The organism is Roseateles microcysteis (genome assembly GCF_036880965.1).
Taxonomy (GTDB): Bacteria; Pseudomonadota; Gammaproteobacteria; order Burkholderiales; family Burkholderiaceae_C; genus JAUASW01.
In genome coordinates, this window is the sequence record NZ_JBAJMV010000002.1 from 161,612 (window position 1) to 185,824 (window position 24,213).

Genomic DNA, 24,213 nt, shown 5'->3' on the forward strand with positions numbered 1-24,213 from the left:
GCACGCCATGCTGATCTCAGATTTTTCGATCAAGAAGCCGATAGCGACCATCGTCTGCATCATCAGCCTGATGGCGCTGGGCCTGATGGCGCTGTCCAAGCTGCGCGTCAACCAGAACCCCGACGTCGAGGTGCCGTTCCTCTTCGTCTCCATTCCCTATCCCGGCGCCTCACCCGAAACCTCGGAGCGGGAGATCGTCAATCGCATCGAGAAGCCGCTGCTCGCCGTGCCTGGCGTGACCGAGGTGCAGGCCGGCGCCAATGAAGGACAGGCCACCTTCTTCCTGAAGTTCGACTTCAAGAAGAACATGATCGAGGCGGCCGACGACGTGCGCAACGCCATTGCCTCGGTGCGCTATCAGCTGCCGCAGGAAATGCGCGAGCCCATCATCCGCCGCGCTGACCCGTCCGCCCAGCCCATCATGCAGGTGTCGCTTGAGAGCAAGACGCTCAGCCACGCCGAGATCTCGCGCATCGCGGAAGACCAGTTGGCCGACCGCTTCCGCGGCGTGGCCGGCGTGGGCACGGTCGAGATCTTCGGTTCGCTGAACCGCGAGCTCTCGGTCCTGCTGTCGGGTCAGAAGCTGCGCGAGTTCAATGTCTCGGTCAGCGAGGTCACCAGCGCCCTGCAGCGCCAGAACATCTCTGCCCCGGTGGGCAAGGTGCGCGGCGAGTTCGAGGACCAGAGCATCCGACTGGTCGGCCGCATCGCGCAGCCGGTGGACTTCGAGCGCATCGTCATCAAGCGCAATGCCAACGAGCTGGTGCGCCTGGGCCAGGTGGCCACGGTCAAGGACGGCTTCTCCGAGCGCCAGACCCTGTCGATCCGCAATGGCCGGCCCAATGTCGGCCTGTCCATTACCCGCTCGCGCGAAGCCTCCACGGTCAGCGTGGCCGACGAGGTGCGCAAGCTGGTCGATGACGCCAACAAGAACCTGCTGCCGCCCGGCACCACGCTCGAGATTACGCAGGACGGCGGCAAGAACGCACAGGACAGCCTCAACAACGTGATCCATGCGTTGGTGTTCGGTGCCGGCCTGACCATCTTCGTGGTCTATGCCTTCCTGAACTCCTGGCGTTCCACCCTGATCACGGCCACCTCGCTGCCGACGTCGGTGATTGCGGCATTCATCGCCGTCTGGATTTTCGGCTTCACACTGAATTTCATGAGCCTCCTGGGCCTGTCGCTGGCCATCGGTGTGCTGATCGATGACGCCATCGTCGTCCGGGAGAACATCGTCCGCCACATGGAGCGTGGTGCGGACCGCATGACGGCTGCACTGAAGGGCACGGCCGAAATCGGCATGGCCGTGGCGGCCACCACGTTCTCCATCGTGGCGGTGTTCGTGCCAGTGGCCTTCATGCCCGGCATCTCGGGCGAATGGTTCCGGCCCTTCGGCCTGACCGTGGTGGCTTCGGTGCTGGTGAGCCTCTTGATCTCCTTCACGCTGGATCCGATGCTGTCGGCCTTCTGGGGTGACCCGCCGAACCATCATCTGCAGCCGAAGAAGGGCATCTCCAAGCTCCTGCATCGCTTCAATGAATGGTTCGACCATCAGGCCGACCGCTACGGCAACGTGATCGCCTGGGCGCTGCACCATCGCGTCAAGATGGGCGTGATTGCCTTCCTGAGTTTCGTGCTGGCCATCTTTCTGCAGGTCAAGTTCGGTGGCACCAGCTTCCTGCCCTCGAGCGACTCCGACACCATTGCCGTGGAAGTGCGCACGCCGCCGAGCTCCAGCCTCGAGTACGCCCGCCGCAAGCTGGCGTCAGTGGAGGAGAAGGCGCAGCTGATCAAGGAGAAGAAGAGCACCGACGCCTTCGTCAACGTGAATGGCGGCAAGCTCTACATCAACATCGGCAAGAGCTACGAGCGCAAGCGCAGCGCGCAGGAGATCGGCACCGAGATGCGCAAGCATCTGGAGAGCCTGACAGGCGCGGAGTTTGCGGTGCTCGATGACTTCAGCGGCGGCGGTGGCCAGAAGCCGGTGCAGATCCGCTTCTACGGCTCCGATACCCGCAAGCTGCTGGAGCTGACCGAGGACTTCATGCGCCAGCTGCGCAAGGTGCCAGGGGCAGTCGACGTCGCGCTGTCGCAGCAGAACGCGCAGAACGAGCTCCAGGTCGAGCTGCATCGCGGCCTGGCCAACCAGCTGGGTATCTCGGTGGGCGATGCGGCCAACGCGCTGCGCGTTGCCTTCGCAGGCATCCAGGTGGGCGACTGGGTCGATCCGACGGGTGTGACACGTGATGTCTCAGTGCGCCTGCAGCCGAGCGACCGCGTGGACGCCGGCAATATCGAGCGTCTGCCGATCACCGTTGCCGGTTCCGGCCAGATGGTGCCACTGGACCAGATCGCCACGATCACCATGGGCAAGGCACCGGCCACAATTCAGCACCTGGACGGCAAACGGGTGATCGGTGTCTCCGCCAACGTGCAGGGTCGTGCCGCTGGCGACGTGACGAAGGACGCCATGGCCCTGGCCAAGAAGATGAACTTCCCGCCAGGCTATGGCATCAAGCTGGCTGGCGGATCCAAGGACCAGCAGGAAGTCTTCAGCGCGATGACCATCGCCCTGGTGGCTGGTATTGGCCTGATGTATCTGATCCTGGTGATGCAGTTCAACTCCTTCACTGCGCCATTGGGCGTCATGCTGTCGCAACCACTGTCGCTGATCGGCGTGGTCGTGGCACTGCTGCTGACCAAGGGCACGCTGAACCTGATGAGCTTCATCGGCATCATCATGCTGGCGGGCCTGGTGGCCAAGAACGCGATCCTGCTGCTCGACGCGGCGCGCCAGGAGGAGGCCAATGGCGTGAGTCGCGAAGAGGCGCTGATGCATGCAGGCCGCAAGCGCTTCCGCCCGATTCTGATGACTACCTTCGCACTGATCGCCGGCATGATGCCGGTGGCCATCGGCATCGGCGAGGGCGCGGAGTTCTACCGCCCGATGGCCGTGGCCATCATCGGTGGCACGATCACCTCGACCTTCCTGACGCTTCTGATGGTGCCGACTTTCTACGACAGCATCGAGACCAAGCGTGACAGCATGGCAGCGAAGTTCCATGCGCGTGCTGCGCGCTGGGGCGCGGCGGGCGGCCTGTGGGCCTTCCTGGCGACCTTTGTCGAAGTCCTGCTGTTCCTGACGCTGATCCGCTTCATCTACCGAGTGCTGAAGAAGGGTGTGAACGCCGCACGCGGTCGCCGCGTGCCTGCACAGCTGGCTCCGGGCGCGGACTGATCAGAGGACGCGATTCGGATTGAAGAGGCCCTGGGGATCCAGGGCCTTTTTTACTTGCCGCATCAGGTGCAGGGCGACGGGGTCCTTGCGCGCAGCCAGTTCCTCGCGCTTCAACTGGCCGATGCCATGCTCGGCCGAGATCGAGCCGCCAAAGCGGCCCACCTGGTCGTAGACGATGGCGTTGACTGCGGCCTCGTTGGCCTTCAGGAACTCGCCTGGTGCCACGCCTTCAGGCGCTTGCACGTTGTAGTGCAGGTTGCCGTCGCCCAGATGGCCGAAGTCGACCATGCGAACGCCCGGGAACTGCCGGGCCAGGGCTGCATCGGTCTGCGCAACAAAAGCCGGGATCGCCGAGACGGGCAGGGCGATGTCGTGCTTGATGTTGAGGCCTTCCTCGCTTTGCGCGAGCGGTATCGATTCACGCAAATGCCAGAAGGTCTTGGACTGCGCCTGGCTTTCCGCCACGGCGGCATCGGTGATCGTGCCGGCATCCAGCGCGGCTTCCAGCAAGCCCTCGAAGAGCGAGCGGGCGTGGGCAACGCTCTCGCTGTCGGAGATTTCCAGCAGCACCGTCCAGGGTGATTCCGCAAGCGGCTGGCGCAGTTGCGGCAGGTGCTTGCGCACCAGGGCCAAGGAGAACGCATTCATTACCTCGAAGCCGGTCAGGCCTGAGCCGGCCCGTGCTCGCGCCAGGCTCAGCAGTGACACGGCGGCTTCAAGCGTCGGACAGGCGGCCAGTGCCGTCATCTGCGCCAGCGGCTGGGGATGGAGCTTCAGGGTCGCTGCCGTGATGATGCCCAGCGTGCCCTCGCTGCCGATGAAGAGGTCGCGCAGGTCGTAGCCGGTGTTGTCCTTGCGCAGGCCCGAGAGCCCTTGCCAGACTTCGCCGGTGGCCGTCACCACTTCAAGCCCGAGGCAGAGTTCGCGGGCATTGCCATAGCGCAGCACCTGGGTGCCGCCGGCATTGGTCGAGAGATTGCCGCCAATCGTGCATGAGCCTTCGGCCGCCAGGCTCAAGGGGAACAGCAGGCCTTGAGCCTCGGCGGCGTCCTGGATGGTTTGCAGGATGCATCCGGCCTCGGCCGTCAGCGTCAGATTGGCATTGTCGATTTCGCGGACGCGGTTCAGCCGCTGCAGGCTCAGCAGCACCTGCTGCCCGCTGGCATCCGGCACGCCACCGCCGACCAGGCCGGTGTTGCCGCCTTGGGGTACCAAGCTTGCGCCATGCGTTGCGCAGGCGCGCACTGCGGCAGCGACTTCTTCGGTGCTGCCAGGCCGCACCACGGCCAGGGCCTTGCCCGGCCAGCGCTTGCGCCAGTCGAGCTCGAACGGCGCGCAAGCCTCGCCCTGCAGGACCTGCGCCTCGCCGACCGCGGCACGCAGCTCGGTCAGCAGCGCAGCGGCATTCATTGCTGCACGGCTTTGGCGGCGCGCAGCCGCTGCCTCACCTGCATCGAGCAGGCGATGAAGACGAGGGTCGACAGTGCCACTTCAGCCCAGGCCAGCCAGGCGCCGATGCCTTGCTCGCTGGTGGCACGCACGAGGCCCTCGCCACAGTACAGCCAGATCATCAGGCTCAGCCAGCGGAAGGTGTAGAGCCGGTAGCGCCAGAGGCCCAGCAGCGGCAGGAGCAGGGGCAGCGCCTTGATGGCCAGCGTGCCGCGGCCCGTGGGCGCGAGCCAGAGTTCCCAGGCCAGGCAGAGCACGAAAAGACCCGCCACGCCAAGCAGTGCGAGCCAGCGCGACAGCTGTTCTTCGGTGCTGGCGATGCTGCGATTGGTGGGCGTGAGGGGCTTGGCGGGCAGGGCACTGGACATGGCTGGCATCATAGCCAGCATGACGACTTCGATTCCCAACACCGCAGACGCCGCTGAGAGCTCTGAAAACAAGCCCGGCACGGCCTGGCGGCTGATTTCTGAATTGCCCGCCGTGCTGGCGGCATGGCCCTGGCGCGAGAGCGTGCGCCTTCTGCAACTGCGTTTCCGGGAGGACCGGCTGGGCCTCACCGCTGGCAGTCTGACCTTCACCACGCTGATTTCGCTGGTGCCGCTGCTCACAGTGATGCTGGCCCTGTTCACGGCTTTCCCGATCTTTGCCTCCTTCCAGACGGCGCTGGAGAAGTACTTCCTGCAAAGCCTCATTCCCGACAACATCGCGCGCCCGGTGATGCTGGCGCTGACCCAGTTCGCCGCCAAGGCCAATCGCCTGGGCCTGGTGGGCCTGATCTTTCTTGGCGCCACCGCGCTCACCCTGATGCTGACCATCGACCGGACGCTCAATGTGATCTGGCGCGTCAAACGCCCGCGCCCGATTGCGCAGCGCGTGCTGGTCTACTGGGCGGCGCTGACGCTCGGTCCCTTGCTGCTGGGCGGCAGTCTGGCCTTCACCAGCTATGCAATCTCTGCCGGCAAGGGCGTGGTCACCAAGATGCCCGGCGGCCTGGAGTCGCTGCTGAACACCATCGAGTTCGTCATCCTGACGCTGGGCGTGGCGGGGCTCTTCCACTATGTGCCCAACACCCATGTGCGCTGGCGCCATGCCTTGTCCGGCGGTGTATTCGTCGCCCTGGGCTTCAACGCCGCCAAGAGCCTCCTGGCCTGGTACATGAAACAGGTGCCCACCTATTCGACGCTCTACGGCGCCTTCGCCACTGTGCCGATCTTCCTGATCTGGATGTACCTGGGCTGGGTGATCGTGCTGGCGGGTGCGCTGCTGGCCGCCAATGCGCCGGCGCTGGCCGGGCGCATCCATCCGCGCCGCGAGACGGCGGGTTGGCAGCTGGGCCTGGGGCTGGATGCCTTGCGCATGCTGTGGCAGGCCCAGCAAGCTGGTGAGGGCGGCTTGAGCAGCCTCTCGCTGGCGCGGCGGCTGCGGGTTGATCCGCTGCAGCTAGAGCCCATCCTTGATTCCTTGCAGGAGCTTGACTGGCTTGGCCGGCTGGAAGAGGAGGGCGCGCAGCGCCTGGCGCTCCTGATCGCGCCGCAACAGGTGCGGGCCGAGCCCTTGCTCAAGGCCTTGCTGGCCGAGACAGGCGGGCCGCTGGCGCCGCTCTGGGCCCGATCAGACTGGCAGCGCTGCTCCTTGGCCGAACTCCTAGCTGTGCAGGACAACCAGCAGCGCGCTGGCGTTTGACTTGCCGCGGTTGCGGATCGAATGCGGTCCGTCCACCGCGTAGCGGGCCGTCTCGCCGGCCTTCAGGACCTGGCTGTTGCCGCCGGCCGTCACTTCCAGCGAACCGCTGAGCACGCTCAGGTGCTCACGAGAACCCGGCTCATGCGCCGCTGATTCCAGCGAGCCGCCGGGCTGGACCGTCAGCTCATACCACTCGAACTGGCCAGCCAGGTCGATGGGGCCGAGGATGCGCAAGGTGCAAAGCCCATCCGGGCTGCTGAGGCTGGGCGTGGCATGCGAGGCCACGGTCTCAATGGCCGGCGCCGCCGGTCGCTCGCCGCCGAGCAGCTCCGACAACTCCACCCGCAAGGCGTTCGCCAGACGCCAGACCACGGCCACGGTCGGATTGGCCTGGTTGCGTTCGATCTGCGAGAGCATCGACTTGCTGACGCCGGCGCGGCGCGACAGCTCGTCCAGCGACAGGCCTTGGGCCTGGCGCAGCGCCTGCAAGGTGGCGCCCACGCGGGGAGGCTCGAGAACATCGGACGCGGGAATGGACATGAGCTTGACCTTGAAAAGCAATTCCGTGATACTGCACGAAAGTTCGATATACCGAACTACGTTCTGTTTAGTGAATTGTGCACCAGGAGTGAGGCCATGACCACAGCGTTCTACGAACATCTGCAGCAGGAGCTGCAAGCCATCCGCGAAGCCGGCCTCTACAAAAGCGAGCGCATCATCACCACGCCGCAGGGTTCGCTGGTGCACACGGCAGACGGCCGCGACGTGATCAACCTCTGCGCCAACAATTACCTGGGCCTGTCTTCTCACCCGGCCGTGATCGAGGCAGCGCACGAGGCGCTGCGCACGCACGGCTACGGCCTTTCATCGGTGCGCTTCATCTGCGGCACGCAGGACCTGCACAAGACGCTGGAACAGCGCCTTGCCAAATTCCTCGGCACCGAGGACACCATCCTCTACGCAGCAGCCTTTGACGCCAACGGCGGCCTGTTCGAGCCGCTGCTGGGTGAGCAGGACGCCATCATCAGTGACGAGCTGAACCACGCCTCCATCATCGACGGCATCCGCCTGTGCAAGGCCAAGCGCTTCCGCTACAAGCACAACGACCTGGCCGACCTGGAGCGTTGCCTAGAAGAAGCCAAGGCTGCTGGCGCCCGCTTCACCCTGGTGTTCACCGACGGCGTGTTCTCGATGGACGGCACCATCGCCCAGCTCGACAAGATCCGCGAGATCTGTGACCGCTACGGCGCGCTGCTGGGCATCGACGAATGCCATGCCAGCGGCTTCCTGGGCAAGACCGGACGCGGCACGCATGAGTACCGCAATGTCTTTGGCAAGATCGACATCATCACCGGCACCCTGGGCAAGGCCCTGGGCGGCGCTTCGGGCGGCTTCACCACCGGCAAGCGCGAAGTGATCGAGCTCTTGCGCCAGCGTTCGCGCCCCTATCTGTTCTCCAACACGGTGGCGCCGAGCATCGTTGGCGCCTCCATCGCCGTGCTGGACCTGCTGGAAGCATCGACCGAACTGCGCGACAAGCTCGAAGCCGACACCGCCTATTTCCGTGAAGCCATCCAGGCCGCCGGTTTCGAGATCAAGCCGGGCACGCACCCCATCGTTCCCATCATGGTCTACGACGCGGTGTCGGCGCAGAAGCTCAGCGCCCGCCTGCTGGAGCTGGGTGTCTATGCCGTCGGCTTCTTCTTCCCGGTCGTGCCCAAGGGCCAGGCGCGCATCCGCGTGCAGGTCTCGGCCGGCCATTCGCGTGAGCAGCTGGAGAAGGCTGTCGCGGTGTTCGCGCAGGCTGGTCGCGACGTCGGTCTGATCAAGGGTTGAGCTTTAGGCCCCCACGTTCCACTTCGTTTCACTGCCCCCCGAGGGGGCGCAGGCCTCCCTTGGGGCGGCCCTGCAGGAGACCTGAATGACCACCAAGATCCTCATCATCGGCGCCAACGGCCAGATCGGCACCGAGCTGGCCGTGGAGCTGGCCCAGCGGCACGGCAATGCCAACGTGATCACCAGCGACCTGGCGCCGGACGGCCGCGTGCCCTACCTGACGCACGAGATGCTGGACGTGACGGATGCTGCCGCACTGGCTGCGGTGGTCAAACGCCACGCGATCACGCAGATCTATCTGCTGGCCGCAGCGCTTTCCGCCACCGGTGAAAAGCATCCGATGTGGGCCTGGGACCTGAACATGAAGGGTCTCCTGCACGTGCTGGAACTGGCCCGCACGCAGAAGCTCGAGCGCATCTTCTGGCCGAGCTCCATCGCCGCCTTCGGCCCTTCGACGCCGCAACTGAACACGCCGCAAACCACGGTGATGGATCCGACCACGATCTACGGCATCTCCAAGCTGGCCGGTGAACGCTGGTGCGCCTGGTACCACGCCAAGCATGGCGTGGACGTGCGCAGCCTGCGTTATCCGGGCCTGATCAGCTACAAGACGCCGCCCGGCGGCGGCACGACCGACTACGCGATCGACATCTTCCACGGCGCGCTGAAGGCCGGCCGCTACAGCTGCTTCCTGGAAGAGGGCCAGGCGCTGCCGATGATGTACATGCCCGACGCGCTGCGCGCCACCATCGAGCTGATGGAAGCGCCGGCCGAGAGCATTCGCGAGCGCGGCTCCTACAACCTGAGCGGTTGCAGCTTCACGCCGGCCGAGATCGCGGCCGAGATCGCCCGCCAGGTGCCAGGCTTCGAGATCGAGTACGCGCCCGACTTCCGCCAGGCCATCGCGGCGAGCTGGCCGCAGTCCATCGACGACAGCGCGGCTGCGCGCGACTGGGGCTGGAAGCCTGCCTTTGGTCTGGAAGCCATGGTCCGTGACATGCTGATGCATCTGCGCGAGCAGTTCGCCCAGAACAGCTGAGGCACGCGGCAGGCGACTGTTAAGCTGGCTCGCATGCCAAAGTTCCCTTCCCGCTTGCGCCTTGCCGTCTTGCTGTCAGTTGCATTTCCAGCTGCCGTGCAAGCTGGGGAAGAACCGCCCAAGGGCAAGGGCGCCGAGGATGCCGTCAGCAGTTCTTCTGCCGATGGTTTCCGCTACGTGCTGGGCCTGCGCGCGGCCTACCAGCCCGAGTTCATGGGCGCGCGCGACTACAAGGCATCGGCACGGCCAATCCTCTCTTTGCAGTGGGGCAAGTTCCGCCTCTCCTCCAGCGGCGCCAGCGCCGTGATGGGCTTCGGCCGTGAAGTGCAGGGCAGCGGCGCCAGCACCGACCTGCTGAGCCGGGACCGCATCAAGGTCAGCCTGTCGCTGCGCTTCGATGGCGGCCGAAGCAGCGACGACTCGCCACGCCTGGCTGGCTTGCCCGATGTGCGCAAGACCTTGCGGGCGCAGCTGTCCACGCGTTACAGCCTGGCAGATGATCTGAGCCTGGGGCTCACCTGGTCTGCCGACGTGCTGGGGCATGGCGGCGGCTCGGTGGCCGGCCTCGGCCTGGGCTATCGCATCTATCGCGATGCCAAGACCGAATGGACCACCGGCGGTGGCGTCAGCTGGGGCAGCCGGCGCTACCAGCAAGCCTACTTCGGCGTCGCGCCGGAGGTGGCGCCGAACACCATCTATGCGGCCTACCAGCCGGGAAGCGGCCTGCGCGACGCCTATCTGGGCCTGGGCTGGACCTACGCGATCACGCACCACTGGATTGCCTTCAGCTCGGCCAGTGTCGGCCGCCTGCTGGGCCCCTCGGCCGACAGCCCCCTGGTGGAGCGCCGCAGTGCCGGCCAGGTCGCCTTCGGCCTCGCCTACCGCAGCCGCTGAATCAGCTCACTGCGATCAACGGCGCGGCGCGCCCTTGATCGTCATTTCCTTCAGGAGGTTGTGGGCTCCATCGACCTCCTGCATCACCCACAGCATGTAGCGGATGTCGACATGGATGGCGCGCGTGATCGCGGTGTCGAAGTACCAGTCCTTGGTGACTGATTCGTAGGTCGAGTCGAAGTTCAGGCCCACCAGCTCGCCCTTGCTGTTCATCACCGCCGAGCCGGAATTGCCACCGGTGGTGTCCGCGCTGGACAGGAAGTTCACGGGCACGCTGCCCAGGGCAGCATCACGGTAGGCGCCAAAGCGCTTGGCTTGCACCGCATCTCGCAGGGCCTGGGGTGCGTTGAAAGGTGCCTGGCCGTTGTGTTTTTCCAGGATGCCTTCCACCTTGGTGAACGGGCCCTTGATGATGCCGTCGCGCGGCGTGTAGGGCGCGACGCTGCCGAAGGTCACGCGCAGTGTGGAGTTGGCATCTGGGTAGACCGGCTTGCCCTGCGATTTCTTGAAGGCAATGAAGGCCTGCATGTAGCGCGGAATGACGCGCTCCAGCGTGCCGTCCACCTCTTTGCGGCGCTGCTCCATGGCTTCGGCGAGGCCCTGGTTGGCCACGGCCAGGCGCAGGAACGGGTCCTCGGATTGCTCGATGGCAGCAGCATCCTTGCTCAGCCAGGACAGGCGATTTGCCGTGGCATTCAGAAGCGTGTTGGCATAGAGCGCCGGCACGGCCTCTGCGGCGGGCAGCTTCGCGTCCAGGCCTTGTGGATGGGTGGCAGCCGGCAAGCGGGCATAGCGCTGCAGCGCTGCTTGCCAGCGCGCCTGGTCCACGGCCGGCACCAGGGATTGCTCCAGGCGTGTCAGGCGTGCCTTGATCAGTGCCTGGTCACGCTCCTGGTAGCCCAGTTCGCGTTCGGCATCCGGCTTCTTGCGCTCCAGCGCTGCGCGGTACAGCGTGCGTGCGGCGCGGTACAGATCGCTCTGCGTGGCCACGGCCATCGCGAACTCCTGTTCGGTCAGCGCGATGTCTTCGGCAATCACGGCATCGAGCTCGGCCAGCAGCGTGGGCTCGCTGCCCGCACCGTTCTTGGCGAACCATTGGCGGAACTCGGCGTCCTGTGTGTCCTTGATCGCGGCGATGTCCTTGCGGGCAAAGCCGTCGATCAGGCCTTGCGTCTTCTTCATGCCGTTGTTGATGCTCTTGGCCACGGCGGCATAACGCACGGCCCACTCGGCATTGCCAGCGGTGGCCTGCGCGATCACGGCCAGGTCGGCCTGAGATTCCTGCACCCTGCGCGGGTAGCTCACATCGCGGGCCGCGCGGATCTCGACCGGCAGCTTGTAGCGGCTGGTTCGGCCCGGGTAGCCGGCCAGCAGGATCGGGTCGCCGTTCTTCAGGCCCGCGGCCGAGACGACCAGGAAGTCCTTGGAGTGATAGGGCACGTTGTCGGGCGAGGGGTCGGCCGGGCGCCCGTCCTTGCCCACATAGGCGCGCAGGAAGGCGAAGTCGCCGGTGTGGCGGGGCCATTCGAAGTTGTCCACGTCACCGCCGAAGTTGCCGATCTTGTCGGACGGCGCATAGACCAGGCGCACATCGCGGATCGCCAGCTGGCGGATGCGGTAGTACTCCAGCCCGCGATGGAAGCTGGGCACGGAGCAGCGGTAGGCCTTGTCCTGCTCGCATTCGGCGATCAGGGCCTTGATGCGGCTCTGGATCTGCTTGTGGCGTTCGGCACCTGCGAGCCTGGTGTCGAGCCCGCCGGTCACCTGGGCCGTGACGTTCTCGAGCTTGTCGGTCACATAGATGCGATCGCTCGCGCCGGCCGGCAGTTCCTCGGCCCGGGTCTTGGCCAGGAAGCCGTCGGCAATCAGGTTGCGCTTGGCACTGGAATTGCGCTGCACGGCGCCATAGGCGCAATGGTGATTGGTGACCACCAGGCCGGCATTGGAAACAAAGGAGGCCGAGCAACCGCCCAGCGAGACGATGGCGCTCATCGGGTGCTTGCCCAGGTCGGCCAGCTGCCTGGCCGGAATCGTGATGCCCAGCTGCTTCAGCTCTTTCTGGAGCTCGGGCAGCTGATAGGGCTGCCACTGGCCTTCATCGGCATGGGCGAGGGGTGCAGCCAGGGTGAGGCTGGCCAGCAGGGGAAAAAGGCGGGTACGACGGTTCAAGATCAGGCTCTTTCGGGTGTCAAAGGAGGCTCAAGCCCGCCAGTTTGACACGGCCGGCGCAGCCTTACGATGCGCATGGGGCCGCCCAGCGCACCGGGCGCCGTGCTCAGAACGGGATCTTGCCGGTCCAGATGTCCTTGTACATGACCCAGTCGCCCATGAAGCTGTAGAGCGGGCGCGAGAACGAAGCCGGCTTGTTCTTCTCGAACACGAAGTGTCCGATCCAGGCACAGGCATAGCCACACAGCAGGCCCAGCGGCAGCCAGTACCACTGGCCGGTGTAGACCAGCAGGGCCAGGCAGGCCAGGCCGAGACTGCTGCCCAGGAAGTGCAGGCGCCGGCAGGTGGTGTTGCTGTGCTCGCCCAGATAGTAGGGATAGAACTCGGCGAAGCTCGCCATCTGCTTCACGGCCTCGGTACTGCTGCTCATGATGTGTCTTTCAGTTCAGGGCTTGTCTGACTGCATTCCAAACCGGATCGGGCGCCTCGGCCATCAGTGAATGCCCGGCGCAAAGGCTGACGACGCGGGCCTTCAACGCCTGTGCCAGCGGCGCAGCCTGCCTGGGCGTGGTCATCTGATCCTTGTCGCCGAGAATGAAGGTGGTGGGGCAGCTCACCTTTGCGGCGGCCTCAAGCCCACCGGCATAGGTATCGCACATCCGGAAGTCGTGCTCAAACAGGTTCAGCTCGGTCTGCTTCGCCTGCATGCGGCGTTTCAGGGCGATCTCGCCGCCTTGCAGCCAGGCACCCGGGCCTGGGTAGGAGGGCTTGCTGGCCATGCTTGCGAATGAGAAGGCGTTGACCATGTCGATGGCCTTCAAGGGCTCATCGCGCGCGGTGCTCAAGAGCGCTTCGGATACCTTCATCGGATAGGCCGTGCCCAGCATCACGAGCCGGCTGGCGCGCTCGGGCTGGCGCGACGCGGCTTCCAGGGCGATCAGCGAGCCCATGCTGTGCCCGGCCAGTGAAGCCTGCTGCACGCCCGCGGCGTCGAGCAGCGCCCAGACCCAGTCCGCCGCTGCTTCCACGCTGGCGAGCACCGGCCCCGCGCTGCGGCCATGGCCTGGGAGGTCGATGGCGAGCACCGCATGGCCATGGTGGGCCAGTGAGCGCGCCAGCAGGGTCCAGACGCTGTGGTCGTTCAGGGCGCCATGAATCAGCACGACGCAGGGCAGGGCGGCATCGAAAGTCTTGCCGCCGGTGTAGGCGTAGGCCTCGCGGCCGTTGACGGTAATCTTCATGCTTTGCTCGCGATCTTCAGGGCGCGCTTGAGGTCGTCGATCAGGTCGTCGGCGTCCTCCAGGCCGATGGACAGCCGGATCGTGCCGGGCGCGATGCCGGCGAGCGTCAGCGCGGCGTCATCCATGCGGCTGTGCGTGGTGCTGGCCGGATGGATGACCAGCGAGCGGCAATCGCCGACATTGGCCAGGTGCGAGAACAGCTTCAGGGATTCGATGAAGCGCCGGCCTTGCTCACGGCTGCCCGCGAGGTCGAAGCTGAAGACCGAGCCGCAGCCGCGAGGCAGGAGCTTCTGTGCCAGTGCATGGTCGCGATGCGTGGCAAGGCCGGGGTAGCCGACCTTGGCAACGATCGATTGCCCCGCCAGAAACTCGGCCACCTTCTGCGCATTCTTGACGTGCCTTTCCATGCGCAGGCCGAGCGTCTCAATGCCTTGCAAGATCAGCCAGGCGGTGTGCGGGCTCATGCAGGCGCCGAAGTCGCGCAGGCCTTCGCGGCGGGCACGCAGGAGGAAGGCACCGACGGTGCTTTCTTCGCTGAACACCATGCCATGGAAACCGGCATAGGGCTCGCAGAATTCGGGGAACTGGCCGTGCTTGTCATGCGCCGCTTGCCAATCGAAGGCGCCGCTGTCGATCAGGACGCCGCCGACGACCGTACCGTGGCCGGACAGGAACTTGGTGGCTGAGTGGTAGACCAGGTCGGCACCCAAGGCAAAGGGCTGCTGCAGGTAGGGGGTGGTCAGCGTCGAGTCGACCAGCAGCGGCAGGCCGGCTTCATGTGCAATCGACGCCACATTCGGGATGTCCAGCACATCCAGCCCCGGGTTGCCCAAGGTCTCGCCAAACAGCAGCTTGGTGTTCGGCCGGATTGCGGCGCGCCAGGCATCGAGGTCACCGGGCTTCACGAAGGTGGTTGCTATGCCGAAGCGCGCCAGCGTGTAGTGCAACAGGTTGTGCGAGCCGCCGTACAGGGCACCCGAAGAAACGATGTGCGAGCCGGCACCGGCCAGCGTGGCAATGGCCAGGTGCAGGGCCGCCTGGCCGCTGGCGGTGGCGATGGAGCCGGCGCCGCCTTCGAGCGCGGCCATGCGCTCCTCGAACACGGCCGTGGTCGGGTTGGACAGGCGCGAGTAGACATGGCCGGCGCGCTCCATGTTGAAAAGCGCGGCCGCGTGTTCGGAGTTTTCGAACACGAAGGAGGTGCTCAGGTGCAGCGGCGTGACGCGCGCGCCGGTGCTGGGGTCAGGTGCGGCGCCGGCATGAAGGGCCAGGGTGTCGAAGCCGGGCATGGTCTCTCCGAGGTGTTTGGAGCGCAGATTGTGTGCTATGTTGGCCGCGTCTGAATCAAGCTGCGTCCCGAGGAGAGCCCCATGAAAGTCATCGATATCCTGCGCGTCAAGGGCGGCACGCTGTTCACCGTTTCGCCGGACCATCAGCTGGGCGAGGCCACGTCAACAATGGCCGAGCTGGATGTGGGCTCGCTGGTGGTGATGGAGCACGGCGACCTCGTCGGCATGCTGACCTTCCGCGAAGTGATCGCGGCCGTGGTCAAGAATGGCGGAACGGTCGGCACATCGCTGGTGCGCAGCGTGATGGACGACCATCCGCTGACCTGCACACCCGAAACCGAGATTGACGAGGTGCGCCGCATGATGCTTGGCCGCCACGCCCGCTACATGCCTGTGCTGAATGGCCGCACGCTGATGGGTGTCATCTCTTTCTACGACGTGGCCAAGGCCGTGGTCGACAGCCAGGACTTCGAGAACCGCATGCTCAAGGCCTATATCCGCGACTGGCCGCTCGAGGACGAGCCGGCGCCGGAATCTAAGCTCTGAGATTGATGAAGTAGTCCGGCTGCAGCGCGCGCGTCAGCGCAATCGCGGGCAGCACATGGTCCAGATGGCGGCGCATGGCCGCCATCGCCGTTTCTGCGCTCCCGCTGCGCAAGCCTTCCACGACGGCGGCATGCTCGGCAATCACTTCCTGCATCCGGCCCTGGATCGGCAAGGTCAGGCGGCGGAAACGGTCCACCTGCGTCTTGGCCTGGGCAATCGTGCGCCAGACGCCGGGGAAGCCGGCCAGCTCGGCGAGCTGGGCATGGAAGGCTTCGTCGGCACGATGAAAGCCGGGCTGGTCTGTCGTCTCGGCGCAGCGGCGCTGCTCGCTGAGCAACTCGTCCAGCCTGGTCAGGGCCGCCGGCGTGAGGCGCTGCGCGGCGCGCTCGATCATCGCGAGTTCCAGCGCGGTGCGGACCAGCATCGCTTCTTCGAGTTCATGCACCGGGATCCGGGCGACGAAGGTGCCCGAGCGAGGCCGGATCTCGATCAGGCCTTCTTCGGTCAGGCGCTGCACCGCTTCATGCACCGGCGTGCGACTGAGCTCGAACTCGGCGGCGATGTCCTTCTCGTTGAGCCGCTCGCCCGGCGCCAGTTCCAGCGCGAGGATGCGCTGGCGCAGGGTTTCATAGACCTGCAGTGAAGCCTTGGTGTTGTTGGACGAGGATGAGCTCATGGGCGGGCGATCATAGTGAGGGCGGCGCGCATGCCTTGCGATTCGATCAGCGCCAACTGATCGGCCAGGGCCTTGCTGAGGCCGGGGCGGAGGTTCAGGCGCTCGCCCCAGAGCGAATCCTGGGCCAGCCAGCCATTGGCGAGATCGTGCCAGGACCATTCGCCGGATTGCCAGCGCGCCCAGGCGGCCTCGAACCAGGCCAGATGCGAAGGCGCATCGGACAAGCTGACCTTCTGGCCGCGGTAGAGATGCATGGTCGCGGCCAGCGCCAGCACGATGCGCGGCGCCGGCTGCGCATTTGCGAGCAGGGCCGGCAGCAATCGAGTCGCGAACTTGGGCCAGCTGTTCAGCGCGATGGACTGCAGGCGATGCTGAACGAAGGGGTTGCGAAAGCGCCGCAGCACGGCTTCGGCAAAGGGCTGCAAGTCAGGCGCGGGCAAGGGCAGGGCGGGCATCAGCTCCTCGCGCATCGCCTCATCGAGGAAGCGGGCGAGGTCCGGGTCGCTCATGGCTTGGCCCACGGTCTCCAGGCCGAGCAAGATCGCCACCGGCACCAGCAAGGTGTGGCCGCCGTTGAGCAGGCCGACCTTGCGGCGACGATAGGGCTTGAGGTCGTCGACCCGCTCGATGCAAAGGCCGGAACCTTCGAGGCGAAGTTCAGCTGCCAACGACGCCGGGCCTTCGATCAGCCAGCTGTGGAAGGGTTCGGCGCAGACCATGAAGGGATCGGCCTGGCCCAGCTCTGCTTCCAGCACCGGCCGTTCTTGATCGCTCGGCGCACCGCTGACGATGCGGTCCACCAGCGTCGAGCAGAAATGGCATTCCTCGTCGAGCCAGCGCCCGAAGCCGGGCTCCAGCGACCAGCGCTGCGCGAAATGCATGACGGCAGCCTTCAGCGCCGGCCCGTTGTCCTCGATCAGCTCGCAGGGCAGGAGGTAGACGCCCGCGCCGCCTTGGCGAAAGCGCTCGACCAGCCAGCGGCAGAGCTTGGCCGGGAAGCTGGCCGGTGGCGCGTCGTCAAGCTGGTCTGTCGTGTTGACGGCGATGCCCGCTTCCGTTGTGTTGGAAACGATGAAGCGCAGCTGCGGCTCGGCAGCCAGCGCCAGATAGTCCTGCCAATGCCTGGCCAGATCCAGCTCGCGCTGCACGCAATCAATGCGGCGCCATTGCTTCAGTGGCAAGCCTTCGTCATCGAGCCCGCGCAGCAGCACGTGAAAGGGCGCGTCAATCAAGGGCGCAGTCGAGCGACTGGTCGGCCGCACGATGACCACGCCGGCTTCGAGCCCCTGGCGCTCGTTCAGCTGCTGGATGAAGTCTTCGACAAAGCCGCGCAGGAAAACACCCTGGCCGAACTGCAGGACCTTGATCCGAAGCCTTGCGCTCACAGCGAAATGTCCCGCTTCCAGAACAGGAAGTCGTACTGCTGCAGCCGTTCGGCCTTGCTTTGATACTGGCCGGCTGCTGTGTTCTGGATCAGGCCGAGCAAATCATTGGCGAGCTGCGGCAGCGGCATGCCTTTCAAGACCGGGCCGCAGTCAAAGTCGATCATGTCGTTGAGCCGCTCAGCCACTGCTGTATTGCTGGCGATTTTCAAGACCGGAACGATGGGGTTGCCGGTCGGTGTGCCCAGGCCCGTCGAGAACAGCACGACATTCGCGCCCGAGGCGACGATGGCCGTGACCGATTCGACGTCGTTGCCCGGCGTGCAGAGCAGCGAGAGCCCCTGCTTGTGCAACTGCTCGCCATAGCTCAAGACACCCACGATGGGCGAGCTGCCGCCCTTGCGGGCCGCGCCGGCAGACTTCATCGCATCGGTGATCAGGCCGTCGCGGATATTGCCTGGGCTGGGGTTCTCGGCCAGGCTGGTGCCCACGGCCTGGGCCTGCGCTTCGAAGGTCTTCATCATCGCGACGAAGCGCTGTTGGTCTTGCGGATCAAGGCAGCGTGCGATCAGCTCGGCTTCAACGCCGCAGAGTTCCGGGAACTCAGCGAGGATGGACGATCCGCCCAGCCCCACAACCAGGTCCGACACCAGGCCCATCACCGGGTTGGCCGTGATGCCTGAGAAGCCATCCGAACCGCCGCACTTGACGCCGATCTTCAGCATCGACATCGGCACCGGCTGGCGTTGCACCTTGTTGGCTAGCGCCAGTGCCTTCAGCAGGTCTTGCAAGGCCGACTTCATCATCGACGCCTCGTCGCTCTCGCGCTGCTGCTCGTAGATCAGGCAGGGCTTGTCGAAGTTCGGGTTCTGCGCGGCCAGCGCTTCCTTGAACATGGAGATCTGCGCGTTCTGGCAGCCGAGGCTCAAGACCGTGACACCCGCGACGTTCGGATGATCGGCGTATGCAGCCAGCAACTTGCACAGCGCACGGGCGTCAGCCCGCGTGCCACCGCAGCCACCGGCATGGGTGATGAAGCGAACGCCGTCCACATTAGGGAAGGGCCGGGCCGGTGTGCGCGGCGCGGCCTGCATGTCTTCACCGAGCAGGCTCAGGGTATAGGCGGCGAGATCGTCGCTGGCGTAGCCCAATGGTCTCTCCACCGCCTGACGCAGCTGTTCGATATTGCGGTTCTCGCAGAACACCAGCGGGAAGACCAGCCAGTGATTGGCGGTACCCACGCGGCCATCGCTGCGCACCACGCCCTGGAAGGTCTGGCCATGCCAGCGCGCTACGTCTGGCGCCGTCCATTGATAGGGCGCGGTCGATTGCAGGTCGACCTCGGCCGCGTGATGGGCGAGGTTGCTCGTGCTGATCGCTTCACCGCGCCGGATCGGATGCAGCGCCTTGCCGACCGGCACGCCGTAGAGCTTCAGTGTCTCGCCGACCACGAAGTCGCGCCGCGCCAGCTTGTGCTTGGCAGCGACCGGGCCCGCGGTGGTGATCTGTTCCTGCTCCCAATGGACCTGCTCGCCGTCCTGCAGGTCGACCAGGGCGACCAGCATGTCGTCATCGGGATGGATGCAAAGCAATTTGCTGTTCATGACGTTCACAGCCCGAAGTAGTGCTTGGCGTTCTCGTAGCTGACGCCGCGAACGATCTGGCCGAGCGCTTCTTCATCGTCCGGATACTCGCCGGCCTCGACCCACTGGCCCAGTTGGCGGCACAGCAGGCGGCGGAAGTACTCGTGGCGCGGATAGGAGGCGAAGCTGCGCGAGTCCGTCACCATGCCCACCGAGGTGCCCAGCACGCCATGTGCGGCGAGCGTCTGCAACTGGCGCAGATTGCCGTCCTTGTGGTCGTTGAACCACCAGGCCGGGCCGAACTGAACCTTGCCGCGGGTCGCGCCGTCCTGAAAGGCCCCTATCAAGGTCGACAGCACTTCATTCATTGCCGGGTTCAGGCAGAACAGCAGGGTCTTGGGCAACTGGTCTTCAGCGTCCAGGGCATCCAGCAAGTCGGCGAGGCCGGCGCTGGTGGTGAAGTCGGAGATCGAGTCGTAGCCGGTGTCGGGACCCAGCGTGTTCAAGCGCCTGCGGTTGTTGTTGCGCTGCGCGCCGATGTGCAGGCACATGGCCCAGCCCTGCTGCGCATAGACCTTGCCCAATGCCTGGAGAAGGCCGCGCTGGAAGGCACCGAGCTCGGCTTCGCTCAATTCGGCGCCCGAGAGCCGGCGCGACAGCAGCGCCTCGCACAGCGCTGGCGTGATCTCGCCAGGTGGCAACGCCAGGTCGATGGCATGGTCCGAGATTCTTCCGCCCTGGGCATGGAAGAACCGGACGCGCACCGCCAAGGCCTCGACGAGCGAAGCGAAGTCGGTAATGCGCACGCCGGCGACACCGCCCAGGCGCTGCAGGTAGGCGGGGAAATCGGGCTTGTTGCAGCGCATGGCCGCGTCGGGTCGGAAGGCTGGCAGGACGCGGGTCTTCAGTGCCGAGTTGGCCAGCTCGGCATGCTGACCAAGGTCGTCGGCGGGGTCGTCCGTCGTGCAGGCGATCTCGACCTTGGCCAGGTCGAGGAAGCTCCAGCAGTCCATCTCGGCCAGGCGGCTGTTGGCGGCCTGCCAGATGCGCGGGGCATTCGTGGCGTTGATCGTCAGGTCGATGCCGAAGAGCCGTTGCAGCTCCAGATGGCTCCAGTGATGGATCGGATTGCCTGCCGCCAGCGGCAGCACCGAGCAGAAGGCCCTGAACTTGTCTTCATCGCTGGCCGCGCCGGTCACCAGCTGCTCGTTCACGCCGGCGCTGCGCATGAGGCGCCATTTGTAGTGGTCGCCGCCCAGCCACAGCTCGGTGATGTTGCGGAAGCGCTTGCGCTCGGCGATTTCGCCTTGTTGCAGGTGCGAGTGGTAGTCAATGATGGGCAGGCCGGCAGCCACCTCGTGATAGAGCCTGCGGGCGATGCCGGTGTCGAGCAGGAAGTCGTGGTCCAGAAAGGCGGGCATGGCGGCGGCAGGTTCGAATTGAAGTATCTGAATTATCTATCTGATATTTCAGAAGGCAAGCGACTTGTTCCCCGCTTGTTCCGGCCATGTTCCGGGTTTGCCCGGAGATCGCCACTGCTCTGCGGCTAAGATCGCAGGCTTCCCCGGTACCGTCACCCTTTCGGATTTCGCATGTCTGGCAGCACTTTTGGCGAGTTGTTCCGTGTCACCAATTTTGGCGAGAGCCACGGTCCCGCCATTGGCTGCGTGATCGACGGCTGCCCGCCGGGGCTTGAATTGAGCGAGGCCGACATCCAGCCCGAGCTGGACCGCCGCCGCCCCGGTACTTCGCGCCACGTGACGCAGCGCAATGAACCCGATGTGGTCGAAATCCTCTCCGGCGTCTACGAGGGCAAGACCACCGGCACGCCGATCTGCCTGCTGATCAAGAACACCGATCAGCGCAGCAAGGACTACGGCAACATCCTCGACACCTTCCGCCCCGGCCATGCCGACTACACCTACTGGCGCAAATACGGCCTGCGCGACCCGCGCGGCGGTGGCCGCAGCTCGGCCCGCCTGACGGCGCCCATGGTCGGTGCCGGCGCCGTGGCCCGCAAATGGCTGCATCAGCAGTACGGCACCACCTTCCGTGGCTGCATGACGAACCTGGGCGAACTGGAAATACCGTTCGAGGACTGGAAGCACGTTCCGAACAACCCGTTCTTCGCCGCCAATGCCAGCAAGATTGCCGAGCTCGAGGCCTATATGGACGAGCTGCGCCGCGCCGGCGACTCGGTTGGCGCGCGCATCGCGGTTGAAGCCTGCGGCGTGCCGGTCGGCCTGGGCGAGCCGCTGTTCGACAAGCTCGATGCCGACATCGCCTACGCCATGATGGGCATCAACGCGGTGAAGGGCGTCGAGATCGGCTCCGGCTTTGCCGTCGTCGCCCAGCGCGGCAGCGAGCATGGTGATGAACTGACGCCTGAAGGCTTCGCCACCAACAACGCCGGGGGCATGCTGGGCGGCATCTCCACCGGCCAGGACATCCGCGTGGCCATCGCGATCAAGCCGACCAGCTCGATCCGTTCGCCCAAGGCGTCGATTGATCGCGCCGGCCAGGTTGCCACGGTCGAAACTTTTGGCCGCCACGACCCGTGCGTGGGCATCCGCGCCACACCGATTGCCGAGGCCATGCTGGCCTTGGTGCTGATGGACCATGCCTTGCGCCACCGCGCCCAGTGCGGCGATGTGCGCCATGAGCTGCCGCCGATCGCGGCCAGCCGCTGATGCTTGATGATGCCGCCAGGCGCCGCCGCGTTCTGGCTGCCAGCGGTGCGCTGTCCGCCGCCTACTTTGCGGCCATCGGCCTGTTCAGCACTTACGCGCCGCTTTGGTACAAGTCGCTCGGCATTCCGCTGATCGAGATCGGCTGGCTGCTCTCGCTGTCCAGCTGGACACGACTCTTCGCGCCCTTCGTCTGGGGCTCGCTGGCCGACGCCAGCGGCCGCCGCGTGCAGCTGATCCGCTTCTCGTCGCTGGCCACCTTGCTGGCTGGCCTGCTGTTCCTGCTCCAGCCCAGCGTCTGGGTGCTGGCGTCGGCCACCTTCCTGATGTTCACCTTCAATGCGGCGATCACGCCCTTGAACGAGACCGTTGTCGCGGCCCAGTTGATGACGGCCGACGGCGGCGTGGATGCACGTCGTTATGGTCGCGTGCGCCTGTGGGGCTCTGTCGGCTACATGGCCAGCGTGGTCGGCGCGGGCTGGGCACTCGAGCATCTCGGCCTCGGCTATTTCGTGCCGGGCGTGCTCGTGGGCCTGACCCTGGTGCTGGCCGCAGCGCTGTGGATGCCGCTGCAGCGGGTGGCGGCGCATGGCCATGAAAAAGGCCCGCCGCTGGCCGAAGTGATGAGGCGGCCGGCGGTTCGCTGGTTCTTCGCCGGTGTCTTCATGACGGTGCTGGCGCACACGGCGCTGTACTCATTCTTCAGCCTCTATCTGGACGAGCTGGGCTATGCGAAGTCGGTGGTGGGTCTCTTGTGGGGCGCCTCCATCGTTGCCGAGGTCTGCTGGTTCGGTCTGCAGGGCCGGCTGCTGGAGCGCAGCACCTTGCACCGATGGTTGCTGGCCTGTGCCGTGGTGGCCGTGGTGCGGTTTGCGCTGACCGCTGCCTTCGGCGCCACGCTGTGGGTGCTGGTTGCGCTGCAGACGCTGCACGCCATCACCTTCGCGGCTCAGCACACGGTCTGCATCGCCCTGATCACACGCTACTTCCCCGGTCGCCTGCGCGGCCGCGGGCAGGCGCTGTACTCGGTGCTGGGCTATGGCTTCTCGGGCGTGGTGGGCGCCATCGGCGGCGGCTGGCTGGTCACGCACCTGGGCCTGGGCAGCATCTTTTGGGCCGCCAGCCTCGCAGCCCTGGCCGGCGCGGCATGCGCCTGGCGTTGCGCGCAGCTCGACCACTGAATCTGCAGTTCGTCGCGCATCGAAAGCGCCGGTCGGCGCCGATTGCGCTCTGGTGCGAGCAATCTGCATTTCGTCGCAAGCGTGCGCTAAAGCCGGAATGGCGTCCCTACAGTCCGCTCACTTTCCATATTGAGCGGGGACTTCCATGCGCAAGCAATGGCTTTTTGGTGGCATCGCCGCCGCAGTGTTGGCCAGTGGCGCCGGTGTGGCCGTTTGGGCCAGCAAGGGTGGCGAAGAGCCCAAGAAAAAGGAGGGCGACAAGCCCGCGCCGACGCTGGAATTCGTGGCCAGCGAAGTGGTCAAGCCCACAGTGGCGAGGATGCCCGGCCGCATTGAATTTTCCGGGCCTCTCGTCGCACCGGGCACGGTCGTCGTGCGCAGCAAGGCGGCCGGCGTGCTGGTGGCGCTGAACGTGGCCGAAGGCAGCCGTGTCCGCGCCGGCCAGGCCTTGGGCCAACTGGACCTGGAAGAGCTGCGCTACCGTGTCGCCGAGCGCAGCGCCAGCATCGAATCTGCCCGCGCCCAGGCCGATCAGGCCGAACGCCAGCACAAGGCCAATGAAGGCCTGGCGGCGCAGAATTTCATTTCCAAGACGGCGCTCGACGCCTCACGCGCATCGCTGGAGGCTGCGCGGGCCCAACTTGGTGTGGCCAAGGCTCAGCAGGAAACCGCGCAGGTGCTCTTGAAGCAGGCAGCCCTGGTGGCGCCGATCAGCGGTGTGGTCTCCAAGCGCCATGCGTTGCCGGGTGAAAAGGTGGCGGGCGAGCAGCCGGTGCTGGCTATCGTCGACCTGAGCAAGCTGGAGCTGGCCGGTCTGGTCGCCACGCACGAGGTGAGCCGGCTCAAGCCCGGCATGGTCGCGACGCTGCGCATTGAGGGCGTGGACCAGCCCGTCGAGGCGCGCATTTCCCGCATCGCACCGGCCGCCGAGCCGGGCACGCGCTCCATTGGCGTGACGCTGGAACTGAACAACCCGAAGGAAGTCTTCCGCGCCGGCCAGTACGCCGTGGCGCAGGTCGAGCTGCCGGACGATACCGAGCGCCTCACGCTGCCCGACACCGCCGTGGGCAGCACCTCAGGTCAGGACCATGTCTGGATGATCGAGAACGGCGCGCTGGTGCGCCGCATCGTCACCACCGGCCGCCGCGACCGCAGCACTGCCAAGGTCGAAGTCTTGAATGGCCTGAAGCCCGATGCCCAGGTGCTGGCCGCCCGCTTTGACAATCTGCGCGAAGGCGCCAAGGCCACCGTGGTCGAGGCGCGAGCCAAGTTCGCCAGCGCTGCCGCATCGACACCGCTGCGCAACTGAAACCGGAG

At 65.8% G+C, this 24,213-nt stretch carries 20 protein-coding genes; 9 read left to right on the top strand and 11 right to left on the bottom strand.

Annotated features, from left to right (window positions below; translation table 11 throughout):
* Positions 1-7 precede the first annotated feature (7 nt).
* Positions 8-3,241 carry an efflux RND transporter permease subunit gene (locus V3596_RS05700; RefSeq protein ID WP_334276696.1) on the top strand — a complete coding sequence of 1,078 codons (3,234 nt, stop codon included), beginning with the start codon at positions 8-10 and terminating at the stop codon, positions 3,239-3,241.
* Here the strand turns inward: V3596_RS05700 and V3596_RS05705 are convergent, their stop codons facing one another.
* Positions 3,242-4,651 (bottom strand): FAD-binding oxidoreductase, encoded by a 1,410-nt coding sequence (locus V3596_RS05705; RefSeq protein WP_334276698.1) that lies wholly within the window; start codon positions 4,649-4,651, stop codon positions 3,242-3,244. It abuts the gene before it with no gap.
* Positions 4,648-5,058, bottom strand: a complete 411-nt coding sequence (locus tag V3596_RS05710) for a DUF2069 domain-containing protein (RefSeq protein WP_395386061.1) — start codon at positions 5,056-5,058, stop codon at positions 4,648-4,650. Before V3596_RS05710 ends, V3596_RS05705 begins: the two co-directional genes overlap by 4 nt.
* A 19-nt stretch (positions 5,059-5,077) precedes the next feature.
* Between V3596_RS05710 and V3596_RS05715 the strand changes: the two genes are divergently transcribed.
* Positions 5,078-6,373: a YihY family inner membrane protein gene (locus tag V3596_RS05715; RefSeq protein WP_334276700.1), complete on the top strand. Its 1,296-nt coding sequence runs from the start codon at positions 5,078-5,080 to the stop codon at positions 6,371-6,373.
* Here V3596_RS05715 and V3596_RS05720 read toward each other — a convergent pair.
* On the bottom strand, positions 6,335-6,913 hold the full coding sequence (locus V3596_RS05720) for a helix-turn-helix domain-containing protein (protein ID WP_334276702.1): 579 nt from the start codon (positions 6,911-6,913) through the stop codon (positions 6,335-6,337). The genes V3596_RS05715 and V3596_RS05720 overlap by 39 nt on opposite strands.
* 96 nt (positions 6,914-7,009) lie before the next feature.
* On the opposite strand from V3596_RS05720, the gene kbl reads away from it, so the two are divergent.
* The 3 genes from kbl to V3596_RS05735 all read left to right on the top strand — a co-directional run bounded on the left by kbl (position 7,010) and on the right by V3596_RS05735 (position 10,142).
* On the top strand, positions 7,010-8,209 hold the full coding sequence (kbl, locus tag V3596_RS05725) for a glycine C-acetyltransferase (RefSeq protein WP_334276703.1): 1,200 nt from the start codon (positions 7,010-7,012) through the stop codon (positions 8,207-8,209).
* 85 nt (positions 8,210-8,294) lie between these two features.
* Entirely contained in the window at positions 8,295-9,248 is a 954-nt protein-coding gene (locus V3596_RS05730; protein WP_334276704.1) for an NAD-dependent epimerase/dehydratase family protein, read from the top strand.
* A gap of 96 nt (positions 9,249-9,344) precedes the next feature.
* The gene (locus V3596_RS05735; RefSeq protein ID WP_334276705.1) at positions 9,345-10,142 is read left to right on the top strand and encodes a MipA/OmpV family protein; all 798 of its coding nucleotides are present in this window, start codon (positions 9,345-9,347) and stop codon (positions 10,140-10,142) included.
* Between the two features lie 15 nt (positions 10,143-10,157).
* On the opposite strand, the gene V3596_RS05740 is transcribed toward V3596_RS05735, so the two are convergent.
* The 4 genes from V3596_RS05740 to V3596_RS05755 all read right to left on the bottom strand — a co-directional run bounded on the left by V3596_RS05740 (position 10,158) and on the right by V3596_RS05755 (position 14,841).
* Positions 10,158-12,311, bottom strand: coding sequence for a S46 family peptidase (locus V3596_RS05740; protein ID WP_416383963.1), 2,154 nt, complete (start codon positions 12,309-12,311; stop codon positions 10,158-10,160).
* A gap of 106 nt (positions 12,312-12,417) precedes the next feature.
* Positions 12,418-12,741 (bottom strand): Mpo1-like protein, encoded by a 324-nt coding sequence (locus tag V3596_RS05745; RefSeq protein WP_334276707.1) that lies wholly within the window; start codon positions 12,739-12,741, stop codon positions 12,418-12,420.
* Positions 12,742-12,751: 10 nt separating this feature from the next.
* A complete protein-coding gene (locus V3596_RS05750; RefSeq protein WP_334276708.1) occupies positions 12,752-13,552 on the bottom strand; it encodes an alpha/beta fold hydrolase in 801 nt (266 codons plus the stop codon).
* Complete coding sequence (locus V3596_RS05755; RefSeq protein ID WP_334276709.1) at positions 13,549-14,841, bottom strand: O-acetylhomoserine aminocarboxypropyltransferase; 1,293 nt, start codon at positions 14,839-14,841, stop codon at positions 13,549-13,551. The genes V3596_RS05750 and V3596_RS05755 overlap by 4 nt, the downstream gene beginning before the upstream one ends.
* A gap of 81 nt (positions 14,842-14,922) precedes the next feature.
* Between V3596_RS05755 and V3596_RS05760 the strand changes: the two genes are divergently transcribed.
* The gene (locus V3596_RS05760; protein ID WP_334276710.1) at positions 14,923-15,387 is read left to right on the top strand and encodes a CBS domain-containing protein; all 465 of its coding nucleotides are present in this window, start codon (positions 14,923-14,925) and stop codon (positions 15,385-15,387) included.
* Here the strand turns inward: V3596_RS05760 and V3596_RS05765 are convergent.
* Genes V3596_RS05765 through uxaC form a run of 4 tightly spaced genes read right to left on the bottom strand, consistent with a single transcriptional unit; the run spans position 15,377 to position 20,449 of the window.
* A complete protein-coding gene (locus V3596_RS05765) occupies positions 15,377-16,063 on the bottom strand; it encodes a GntR family transcriptional regulator (RefSeq protein WP_334276711.1) in 687 nt (228 codons plus the stop codon). The genes V3596_RS05760 and V3596_RS05765 overlap by 11 nt on opposite strands.
* Positions 16,060-17,448, bottom strand: coding sequence for a tagaturonate reductase (locus tag V3596_RS05770; protein WP_334276712.1), 1,389 nt, complete (start codon positions 17,446-17,448; stop codon positions 16,060-16,062). The genes V3596_RS05765 and V3596_RS05770 overlap by 4 nt, the downstream gene beginning before the upstream one ends.
* Positions 17,445-19,049, bottom strand: a complete 1,605-nt coding sequence (locus V3596_RS05775; RefSeq protein WP_334276714.1) for a UxaA family hydrolase — start codon at positions 19,047-19,049, stop codon at positions 17,445-17,447. The genes V3596_RS05770 and V3596_RS05775 overlap by 4 nt, the downstream gene beginning before the upstream one ends.
* 5 nt (positions 19,050-19,054) lie before the next feature.
* Positions 19,055-20,449 (bottom strand): glucuronate isomerase, encoded by a 1,395-nt coding sequence (gene uxaC / locus V3596_RS05780; RefSeq protein WP_334276716.1) that lies wholly within the window; start codon positions 20,447-20,449, stop codon positions 19,055-19,057.
* Between the two features lie 171 nt (positions 20,450-20,620).
* Between uxaC and aroC the strand changes: the two genes are divergently transcribed.
* From aroC to V3596_RS05795, 3 genes are all read left to right on the top strand, one after another.
* Entirely contained in the window at positions 20,621-21,718 is a 1,098-nt protein-coding gene (gene aroC / locus V3596_RS05785; RefSeq protein WP_334276717.1) for a chorismate synthase, read from the top strand.
* Positions 21,718-22,896 (top strand): MFS transporter, encoded by a 1,179-nt coding sequence (locus tag V3596_RS05790; protein WP_334276718.1) that lies wholly within the window; start codon positions 21,718-21,720, stop codon positions 22,894-22,896. Before aroC ends, V3596_RS05790 begins: the two co-directional genes overlap by 1 nt.
* A gap of 145 nt (positions 22,897-23,041) precedes the next feature.
* Positions 23,042-24,205, top strand: coding sequence for an efflux RND transporter periplasmic adaptor subunit (locus V3596_RS05795; protein ID WP_334276720.1), 1,164 nt, complete (start codon positions 23,042-23,044; stop codon positions 24,203-24,205).
* Positions 24,206-24,213: the final 8 nt, after the last annotated feature.

Bases quoted from the DNA above. Each gene is read 5' to 3' on its own strand.
- V3596_RS05790 (WP_334276718.1), top strand. From the start codon at position 21,718: ATGCTTGATGATGCCGCCAGGCGCCGCCGCGTTCTGGCTGCCAGCGGT.
- V3596_RS05705 (WP_334276698.1), bottom strand. From the start codon at position 4,651: ATGAATGCCGCTGCGCTGCTGACCGAGCTGCGTGCCGCGGTCGGCGAG.
- V3596_RS05715 (WP_334276700.1), top strand. From the start codon at position 5,078: ATGACGACTTCGATTCCCAACACCGCAGACGCCGCTGAGAGCTCTGAA.
- kbl (WP_334276703.1), top strand. From the start codon at position 7,010: ATGACCACAGCGTTCTACGAACATCTGCAGCAGGAGCTGCAAGCCATC.
- V3596_RS05710 (WP_395386061.1), bottom strand. From the start codon at position 5,058: ATGTCCAGTGCCCTGCCCGCCAAGCCCCTCACGCCCACCAATCGCAGC.
- V3596_RS05755 (WP_334276709.1), bottom strand. From the start codon at position 14,841: ATGCCCGGCTTCGACACCCTGGCCCTTCATGCCGGCGCCGCACCTGAC.
- V3596_RS05775 (WP_334276714.1), bottom strand. From the start codon at position 19,049: ATGAACAGCAAATTGCTTTGCATCCATCCCGATGACGACATGCTGGTC.
- V3596_RS05795 (WP_334276720.1), top strand. From the start codon at position 23,042: ATGCGCAAGCAATGGCTTTTTGGTGGCATCGCCGCCGCAGTGTTGGCC.
- V3596_RS05760 (WP_334276710.1), top strand. From the start codon at position 14,923: ATGAAAGTCATCGATATCCTGCGCGTCAAGGGCGGCACGCTGTTCACC.
- V3596_RS05730 (WP_334276704.1), top strand. From the start codon at position 8,295: ATGACCACCAAGATCCTCATCATCGGCGCCAACGGCCAGATCGGCACC.
- V3596_RS05765 (WP_334276711.1), bottom strand. From the start codon at position 16,063: ATGAGCTCATCCTCGTCCAACAACACCAAGGCTTCACTGCAGGTCTAT.
- uxaC (WP_334276716.1), bottom strand. From the start codon at position 20,449: ATGCCCGCCTTTCTGGACCACGACTTCCTGCTCGACACCGGCATCGCC.
- aroC (WP_334276717.1), top strand. From the start codon at position 20,621: ATGTCTGGCAGCACTTTTGGCGAGTTGTTCCGTGTCACCAATTTTGGC.
- V3596_RS05750 (WP_334276708.1), bottom strand. From the start codon at position 13,552: ATGAAGATTACCGTCAACGGCCGCGAGGCCTACGCCTACACCGGCGGC.
- V3596_RS05720 (WP_334276702.1), bottom strand. From the start codon at position 6,913: ATGTCCATTCCCGCGTCCGATGTTCTCGAGCCTCCCCGCGTGGGCGCC.
- V3596_RS05745 (WP_334276707.1), bottom strand. From the start codon at position 12,741: ATGAGCAGCAGTACCGAGGCCGTGAAGCAGATGGCGAGCTTCGCCGAG.
- V3596_RS05700 (WP_334276696.1), top strand. From the start codon at position 8: ATGCTGATCTCAGATTTTTCGATCAAGAAGCCGATAGCGACCATCGTC.